7 protein-coding genes and 1 pseudogene are annotated in these 6,761 nt (G+C 51.0%); all 8 read left to right on the forward strand.

What is annotated here, in order from left to right:
• A pseudogene (locus KQI12_RS12215) lies at positions 1-1,111 on the forward strand (tetracycline resistance ribosomal protection protein Tet(W)); the annotation flags it as partial.
• A gap of 219 nt (positions 1,112-1,330) precedes the next feature.
• Complete coding sequence (locus KQI12_RS12220; RefSeq protein ID WP_033119556.1) at positions 1,331-1,597, forward strand: type II toxin-antitoxin system RelB/DinJ family antitoxin; 267 nt, start codon at positions 1,331-1,333, stop codon at positions 1,595-1,597.
• Positions 1,590-1,868, forward strand: coding sequence for a type II toxin-antitoxin system YafQ family toxin (locus tag KQI12_RS12225; protein WP_021632616.1), 279 nt, complete (start codon positions 1,590-1,592; stop codon positions 1,866-1,868). Before KQI12_RS12220 ends, KQI12_RS12225 begins: the two co-directional genes overlap by 8 nt.
• 72 nt (positions 1,869-1,940) lie before the next feature.
• Complete coding sequence (locus KQI12_RS12230) at positions 1,941-2,384, forward strand: hypothetical protein (RefSeq protein WP_228117300.1); 444 nt, start codon at positions 1,941-1,943, stop codon at positions 2,382-2,384.
• Positions 2,385-2,422: 38 nt separating this feature from the next.
• A complete protein-coding gene (locus tag KQI12_RS12235) occupies positions 2,423-2,641 on the forward strand; it encodes a PF20097 family protein (RefSeq protein WP_133241651.1) in 219 nt (72 codons plus the stop codon).
• Positions 2,642-2,927: 286 nt separating this feature from the next.
• On the forward strand, positions 2,928-4,175 hold the full coding sequence (locus KQI12_RS12240) for a plasmid recombination protein (protein ID WP_015517767.1): 1,248 nt from the start codon (positions 2,928-2,930) through the stop codon (positions 4,173-4,175).
• Positions 4,176-4,590: 415 nt separating this feature from the next.
• On the forward strand, positions 4,591-6,042 hold the full coding sequence (locus KQI12_RS12245; protein ID WP_199488597.1) for a hypothetical protein: 1,452 nt from the start codon (positions 4,591-4,593) through the stop codon (positions 6,040-6,042).
• Between the two features lie 390 nt (positions 6,043-6,432).
• A partial coding sequence (locus KQI12_RS12250; protein ID WP_216573753.1) for a GTP-binding protein occupies positions 6,433-6,761 on the forward strand: 329 nt, incomplete at its 3' end.

Consider the following 6,761-nt stretch of genomic DNA (forward strand, 5'->3'; position numbering starts at 1 on the left):
ATACAGCGGAACGCTGCGCCTGCGGGATACGGTGGCCCTGGCCGGGAGAGAAAAGCTGAAAATCACAGAGATGCGTATTCCATCCAAAGGGGAAATTGTTCGGACAGACACCGCTTATCAGGGTGAAATTGTTATCCTTCCCAGCGACAGCGTGAGGTTAAACGATGTATTAGGGGACCAAACCCGGCTCCCTCGTAAAAGGTGGCGCGAGGACCCCATCCCCATGCTGCGGACGACGATTGCGCCGAAAACGGCAGCGCAAAGAGAACGGCTGCTGGACGCTCTTACGCAACTTGCGGATACTGACCCGCTTTTGCGTTGCGAAGTGGATTCCATCACCCATGAGATCATTCTTTCTTTTTTGGGCCGGGTGCAGTTGGAGGTTGTTTCCGCTTTGCTGTCGGAAAAATACAAGCTTGAAACAGTGGTAAAGGAACCCTCCGTCATTTATATGGAGCGGCCGCTCAAAGCAGCCAGCCACACCATCCATATCGAGGTGCCGCCCAACCCGTTTTGGGCATCCATAGGACTGTCTGTTACACCACTCTCGCTTGGCTCCGGTGTACAATACGAGAGCCGGGTTTCGCTGGGATACTTGAACCAGAGTTTTCAAAACGCTGTCAGGGATGGTATCCGTTACGGGCTGGAGCAGGGCTTGTTCGGCTGGAACGTAACGGACTGTAAGATTTGCTTTGAATACGGGCTTTATTACAGTCCGGTCAGCACGCCGGCGGACTTCCGCTCATTGGCCCCGATTGTATTGGAACAGGCATTGAAGGAATCGGGGACGCAGCTGCTGGAACCTTATCTCTCCTTCATCCTCTATGCGCCCCAGGAATACCTTTCCAGGGCTTATCATGATGCACCGAAATACTGTGCCACCATCGAAACGGCCCAGGTAAAAAAGGATGAAGTTGTCTTTACTGGCGAGATTCCCGCCCGCTGTATACAGGCATACCGTACTGATCTGGCCTTTTACACCAACGGGCGGAGCGTATGCCTTACAGAGCTGAAAGGATATCAGGCCGCTGTCGGTCAGCCGGTCATCCAGCCCCGCCGTCCAAACAGCCGCCTGGACAAGGTGCGCCATATGTTTCAGAAGGTAATGTAAAGATAAGGGTTTTTATATTACCCCACCGAAAACGAGGCTTGAAAACCGCGCGAAATAAGGCTTTTTCACCCCCTAAATGTACACGCTGCGGTGTTAGCATATAGAAAGCACTGTTCATAGAAAAGTTGCAAAAAAACATTTGCAATGCACTTGCAAATGTCACGAATATTGAATATAATATTAGTGCAAGCTAAAAATGACGAGGAAAGGAGTGCTATTATGGCTAAAGGAAATATGACGATAAGAATGGAGCCGGAGCTGAAAGCACAGGCGGCAGCTCTCTTTAAGTCCCTCGGAATGGATTTGAGTACGGCAACGGGTATTTTTTATCGACAGGCACTTAGGTGTCATGGACTTCCCTTTGAAGTCAAGGTTGACGAGCCGAATGCTGTTACCTATGCGGCGATGGAGGCGGCAGAAAAGGGAGAGGATATGTATGGTCCGTTTGATAGCGTTGCAGATCTGATGGAGGCGCTGAATGCTTAAGCCGGAGTTTTCGGGGCAGTTCAAACGAGATTACAAGCTTGCGATCAAGAGAGGCTGCGATCCGAAGAAGTTGGAGGAAGTGATCACGCTGTTGTGTAACGAGCAGCCGTTGCCGGAGGCGTATCGAGATCATGCTCTCACTAATTCCAGAAATTATAAGGACATGAGAGAATGTCACATCGAGCCGGACTGGCTGTTGGTCTATAAAGTTGTTCGGCAGACTTTGATTTTGAAATTGATAAGGACGGGATCTCATAGCGATTTGTTTTGAGATTAACTCCGGATGAAAGAGTGGTGATGATATTTGGCGGGTGTAATAACGGAAATTGCAATAGAATGTGGCGTGTCGGAACAGGCAGTTCGTGCATGGTGTAGGCGAAACCATGTTGCGAAAGATGCGAAAGGAAGTTTCGCAATCAGCGAAAGTCAAAAAACCGCCATATATCAGCATTATTTAGGTGTTGAACGAAAGCAAGTTTCGCAACAGGCGAAAGCAAGTTGCGAAACTTGCGAAACCACTTTGATCGCTATGCTGCAGGGAGAATTAGACCGGAAAAGCGAGCAACTTGCTGTAAAGGACAAGCAGATCGAGGAACTGAACGCAAGGTTGGCGGAGGTCAGCTCGGCGTTGGTGACGGCACAGCAGACTGCGGCAGCGGCCCAGGCTCTCCATGCTGGGACAATGCATCAGCAGCTTCTTTCCGGCAAGTCCGGAGCCGATCAGCCGGAGCGTGAGACAGAACCGGTTCAAAAGCGTAGCTGGTTTAGTAGGTTCTTTGGGGACTAAACAGAACGACAAATCGGGAATTTGTAGGGGTGATTAAAATGAAATGTCCGTATTGTGGTGAAGAAATGCAACTTGGTTGTATTCAATGCAGAGATGGTGTCTATTGGAGCGAAAAAGAACGAGTTATTGCGGCCCTCAACATTGGTGGGGGCAAGTCAATCAAACTCAATGAAAAGTCAATCGGTGGACCTTTTGGTGGAGCGTCTGCGGAGGCTTGGCTCTGCGAGAAGTGCAAGAAAATTGTCATTGAGTATTAAATTTCAGTTTATCGGTGGGATGAAGGTCGGGGAGCCGTCCGCAGACGGCAGGGGCAGCGCCCCTCCGGAGCTGGCAGAGCAGCAGGCACGAGCCGGCAGTGAAGCAGCTCCGGCAACCCCTCCCCTTTAGGGGCGCAAAGCACTTTCACACCGCTGCACCGATGGGGTGGCGGTGTGAAAGTGCTTTTGCGTTACTTTCTCACCAGAAAGTAACAAAGAGGTTGTTTTTAGCGGAAATTTATGATAAAATAGAGGACGGAAGAATAAGCGGAAAGGGGGCGATTTTATGGGAGTTACGATTTCGGGTATGACAGGTGCAGGGAGCATCCGGCACAACAACCGCAGCTTCTCAGCGGCGAATGTAGACCGGAGCCGGACGGAGCAGAACATTGTTTTCTGCAACGAGGATCTGAAGCAGGTCTATCATATGGTCTTTGATGAAGCTCTCGCAGCCTACAACGCAAAGAAAACCAAAACGAGAGATAAGATACCGGACTACTATGAGCATATCCGGCAGAGTAAACAGGAAAAGCTGTTCCATGAAGCGATCTTCCAGATCGGCAACATGAGCGACTGTGGGTGCGGTACGCCGGACGGAGAACGGGCGGCGGCAGCTCTGAAAGATTTTGCGGAGTCTTTTGCAGAACGCAACCCCCATCTGCGGGTGTTCAATATGGTGCTGCACATGGACGAGGCAACGCCCCATCTCCATGTCGATTTTATCCCTGTGGCAACGGAGCAGTCAAGAGGACTTTCTACAAGGGTATCTATGAAACAGGCATTGAAGCAGCAGGGGTTTGTCGGTGTCGGCAGAAAGCAGACCGAATGGGCGGCGTGGATGGAACGGGAGAAAGAAGCTCTGACGGAGATCGCCCAGCGGCACGATTTTGAAATTATCTCTCTCGGCACGAACAGACCGCACATGGACTTGCCGCAGTTCAAGGAAGCGGCTGCGAGGCTGGAAGCGGTGCAGCAGCAGACAGCGGCAGTAGAGCGGGAGGTTGCTGAGCTGGAACGGCAGCGGGACGCTCTGAAAGGCACTGTGCGGCTCTTAAAGGAGGCTGACAGGGTAAATGCACCCCTGCATGATATTCAGCCGGAAAAGACGCTCACAGGGGCAGTAAAGGGCGTGACGGTGGATCAGGTCGAGCAGCTAAAGAAAATGGCACTGCGCAGCGTGACGGATCGGCACAAGGTACAGGAGCTGACGGAGGAAAACACCCGTCTGCGGTCACAGGTGCCGTCCATGAAGAAGCGGCTGGAAGAAGCGCAGCGGCAGCAGAGGCTTGAACAGGAAAACCGGAGGCTGCGCGATGAAAACTATTATCTGCAATCCGAGCTGCAGGAGGAACGCAGCTTCACCGAGCGTCTGACGGACGGCATCGGTCGGATGCTGGACTTCTTGGAAGAACACTTGCCGGAGCGTCTGCGTCCTCTGCTTGAAAAGGCGAGGGAGCTGCTGCCCGATCCGGAGATTGGACAGCAGCAGGAGCAACAGCAGCACCAGCGAGGAATGGGCGGCATGGAGCTGTAAAAGAAGCCTGTCCGGAGGGCTTGAAAATCTCTTTCGGACAGGCTATAATAACAACTGAAAATAGGGAATTGCTGTATTGATAATCTAAGCCCCCTGTAAGGGTACTCCCAACCTATATTTTTTCTCTCTGAAAGGGAGAAAGTCGGAGGGGAAAAGGGGGGTGAGCGGAGGGGTGTTGGAAGTGTGGTAAACCTCGTTAGAGGTTTTCCAAGCCACTGTGGTAAACCCATCGGGTTTTCCATAGTGGCGGCACTTTCAATGCCCCGCAGCGAGGGGGAAAAGGGGGAGGTGACTTTCTCTTTAAGGCGGCGTAGCCGCCGCTCTTTTGCTCCCCCTTTTCCCCCTTCCCGCCCGCAGGCGATCCCCGCCGCAGCGGATTTTCTTTTTGGTACTTTTTCTTTTGTGAGGTGGTAATATGACCGAGAATTATCGAGGCTGCTACGAGTATTTGAGCGCACAATATCCGGAGGTCGGAGGCTATGAGTTTTATAAAGAGCTGTTTCCGGACAATGAGAACTCCGGAGAACGGCACACGGATTTTTCCCATCCGAACGCTGTGTATCTGTATCGGGACGAACAGAGCGAGGATAAGAAGCTCCGGCGCAGGAAGATGTATAACGACACATGGGAACAGGATTACATGGAGTTTGTCGAGGGGAACAGCCTTACTTTGTGCAGCGGTCTTGCATATCGCAGAAAGGAGAACAGGCTGGAGAACGCCCAGCGGATGTATGCTCTGATCTTCGATCTGGATGGCGTAGGTCTTGCCGAGCTGCGCAACCTCTTTCTGCGCTTTGGCGGCGATCCGGAGCGAGTGCGCCGGTTGCCGATGCCGACTTTCCTTGTTCTGTCGGGGACAGGGCTGCATATCTACTATGTTTTCCAGCAGCCGATTGACCTATACCCGAATATAAAAATTCAGCTTAAAAGTCTGAAATATGACCTCACTTTCCGGCTATGGGAGTATGGCAGCACTTCGCAGGTCAAGGCGATCCAGTATCAATCCATCAATCAGAGCTTCCGCATGGTGGGCAGCATCAATGACAAGCATGGGACGGAGCTGGTCGCTTTCCGTACCGGAGAACGGGTAACGCTGGATTATCTGAACGCCTACGCAAAGCCAGAAAACAGGGTGGATGTCAATAAGCCTTTCAGCCCATCCAAAATGACACGAGCTGAGGCGAGGGAGGCATATCCGGAGTGGTATGAGCGTGTTGTTGTGAGAGGCGAGAAAGGACGCAAGAAGTGGGATATTGCCGGAAAGGTGCATGGTGATGATCCGTATGCGCTCTACCATTGGTGGCTGCGGCAGATCGGAGAGATAAAGGGCGGGCATCGGTATTTCTTTTTGATGTGCCTTGCTATCTATGCTTACAAATGCGGTGTGTCGAAGCAGCAGCTCCGGCAGGATATGAAAGAGGCTTTTGATGATCTGCAGATGGTGAAGCATGAGAACGCATTGACCGAGGAAGATATACGGAGTGCGCTGGAAGCCTACGACAAGGAGTATTACAATTTCACGATTTCCGATATTGAAGCTCTGACCGATGTTCGCATCGAGCGCAACAAGAGGAATGGTAGATCACAGAAAGAGCATTTGAAAAGAGCAAGGGCGGTGCAGGAAGTGGATTATCCTGGCGGCACATGGAGAAGAAAAGGGGCAGAAGAAAAGAAAGCGCAAGTCTATGCGTGGCGGCAGGAGCATCCAGAGGGACGCAAGGCCGATTGTCATAGGGACACCGGACTTGATCCGAAAACGATCCGCAAATGGTGGGACACCGTACCGGAGGGGCATATAACGGTCAAAATACGCCCATCACAGGCTTTGAGCGATCTGTTGGTGGAGGAATTTAAGAAAGGGCTGTAAACGCCCCAGAAACGCCCTACAAGGCGTTTTCGGGGCGGGTAAGGGGAAGAAAAATTTCTTTTAGGTACTTGCTTTCCTAAAACTGATGTGATACAATGATTTAATCCAGAAAAGGAGTAAAAAATATGCGGCAAGGTATTCTTAAATAAAACTATAATCAAATAGTGGGAACAAAGGATTATGATAGCTCCTTTTGTAGGGGCTTAGTTTTTTGTACCCAATTTAAGAATACTTTTGCCTTATCAATTTTGACATATCCCCAAAAACAGCAATCACAAACAGGTGTATGCTGTATATGTGTATGTCCGCAACTTATAATCCCCAGTGGTAAAAGTATTTTACTGCTGGGGATTTTTATGCCCTTTGGGGCTGTAAAGGGAGGACAATCACATGAAAATAATCAATATTGGAATTCTTGCCCATGTAGACGCTGGAAAGACGACCTTGACGGAGAGCCTGCTATATGCCAGCGGAGCCATTTCAGAACCGGGGAGCGTCGAAAAAGGGACAACGAGGACGGACACCATGTTTTTGGAGCGGCAGCGTGGGATTACCATTCAAGCGGCAGTCACTTCCTTCCAGTGGCACAGATGTAAAGTTAACATTGTGGATACGCCCGGCCACATGGATTTTTTGGCGGAGGTGTACCGCTCTTTGGCTGTTTTAGATGGGGCCATCTTGGTGATCTCCGCTAAAGATGGCGTGCAGGCCCAGACCCG

Origin of the sequence: Pseudoflavonifractor sp. MSJ-37 (genome assembly GCF_018917965.1) — a bacterium.
Classification (GTDB): domain Bacteria; phylum Bacillota; class Clostridia; order Oscillospirales; family Oscillospiraceae; genus Pseudoflavonifractor_A.

Bases quoted from the DNA above. Each gene is read 5' to 3' on its own strand.
- KQI12_RS12220 (WP_033119556.1), top strand. From the start codon at position 1,331: ATGGCTAAAGGAAATATGACGATAAGAATGGAGCCGGAGCTGAAAGCA.
- KQI12_RS12225 (WP_021632616.1), top strand. From the start codon at position 1,590: ATGCTTAAGCCGGAGTTTTCGGGGCAGTTCAAACGAGATTACAAGCTT.
- KQI12_RS12235 (WP_133241651.1), top strand. From the start codon at position 2,423: ATGAAATGTCCGTATTGTGGTGAAGAAATGCAACTTGGTTGTATTCAA.
- KQI12_RS12240 (WP_015517767.1), top strand. From the start codon at position 2,928: ATGGGAGTTACGATTTCGGGTATGACAGGTGCAGGGAGCATCCGGCAC.
- KQI12_RS12245 (WP_199488597.1), top strand. From the start codon at position 4,591: ATGACCGAGAATTATCGAGGCTGCTACGAGTATTTGAGCGCACAATAT.